This window comes from Burkholderia sp. ABCPW 11, from assembly GCF_001523445.1.
Lineage (GTDB): Bacteria > Pseudomonadota > Gammaproteobacteria > Burkholderiales > Burkholderiaceae > Burkholderia.
Map to the genome: position 1 here is coordinate 1 of NZ_LOVM01000018.1, position 1,024 is coordinate 1,024.

At 67.5% G+C, this 1,024-nt stretch carries 1 protein-coding gene; it reads left to right on the plus strand.

Annotated elements, in window-relative coordinates:
* Positions 1-1,024, plus strand: a 1,024-nt coding sequence (locus WS61_RS08175; protein WP_059500012.1) for a nitrate/sulfonate/bicarbonate ABC transporter ATP-binding protein, incomplete at both ends; no start/stop codon positions are given.

Here is a 1,024-nt window from a genome sequence, read left to right on the forward strand (position 1 = left end):
GTGCTCGACGACGCGAACCTGTCGCTGCGCGAAGGCGAGATCGTCGGCCTGCTCGGCCGCTCGGGCTCGGGCAAGTCGACGCTGCTGCGCATCATCGCCGGCCTGATCGAACCGACCGACGGCGAGGTGACCTATCTCGGCAAGCCGTTGCGCGGCCCGGCCGAGGGCGTCGCGATGGTGTTCCAGACCTTCGCGCTGTTCCCGTGGCTCACCGTGCTGCAGAACGTGGAAGCCGGGCTCGAGGCGCTCGGCGTCGGCGCGCGCGAGCGGCGCGAACGCGCGCTGGCCGCGATCGACCTGATCGGCCTCGACGGCTTCGAGAACGCGTATCCGCGCGAGCTGTCGGGCGGGATGCGCCAGCGCGTCGGGTTTGCGCGCGCGCTCGTCGTCGATCCGACCATCCTGCTGATGGACGAGCCGTTCTCCGCGCTCGACGTGCTGACCGCCGAAACGCTGCGCACCGACTTGCTGGATTTGTGGACGCAGGGCCGCATGCCGATCAAGTCGGTGCTGATCGTCACGCACAACATCGAGGAAGCGGTGTTCATGTGCGACCGGATCCTCGTGCTGTCGTCGAACCCGGGCCGCGTGATCGCCGAGATCAAGGTGCCGTTCAAGCATCCGCGCAATCGGCTCGATACCGATTTCCGCAAGCTGGTCGACGACATCTACGCGAAGATGACGGCGCGCCAGACCGGCGAGGCGACGAAGAAGGGGCTCGAGCTCGGCAGCTGGCTGCCGCAGGTGTCGACCAACCTGATGGCCGGCCTGATCGAGACGCTCGCGATGGCGCCGTACCACGGCCGCGCTGACATGCCGGAAATCGCGCGCACGCTGCACCTCGAGGTCGACGAACTGTTTCCGATCGCGGAAGTGCTGCAGTACCTCGGCTTCGCGGACGTGCGCGAAGGCGATGTGTTCCTGACGCCGCCCGCACGCGTGTTCGCGGAATTCGGCACGCAGGAGCGCAAGCTGATGTTCGCGGATCACCTGCTGAAGCACGTGCCGCTTGCTGCCCGGATCA